This window comes from Tritonibacter sp. SIMBA_163 (assembly GCF_046535935.1).
In the GTDB taxonomy this organism is placed as follows: Bacteria; Pseudomonadota; Alphaproteobacteria; order Rhodobacterales; family Rhodobacteraceae; genus Epibacterium; species Epibacterium scottomollicae.
In genome coordinates this window covers 1-233 of sequence record NZ_JAWJBP010001429.1, presented here as the reverse complement: position 1 = coordinate 233, position 233 = coordinate 1, and the positions used below count along the sequence as shown (strand labels likewise).

Genomic DNA, 233 nt, shown 5'->3' with positions numbered 1-233 from the left:
ATGCCGCGCGTCACACCTATCGCCGCTCATGCGGTCGGCCCGGCAGGCCACGCGCCCCTCGCCACCGCCGGACACCCCACGCAGGCTGAACCCTACCGCACGCTCCGCCATCGCCAGCCGCTTCACGGTGTCGGAGATCGCCTGGCTTACGGCGCGAGCGGCGCGCATGAATTTCAGCCGTGCCGGCGTGGCAAAGAACAGGTCGCGCAGCTCCCCGATGGTACCCTGACGCA

The 233-nt window shown here is 70.4% G+C and carries 1 pseudogene; it reads right to left on the bottom strand.

Going from position 1 to position 233, the window contains the following annotated elements:
- Nucleotides 1-233: pseudogene (locus R0J92_RS27015) on the bottom strand (DNA mismatch repair protein MutL); the annotation flags it as partial.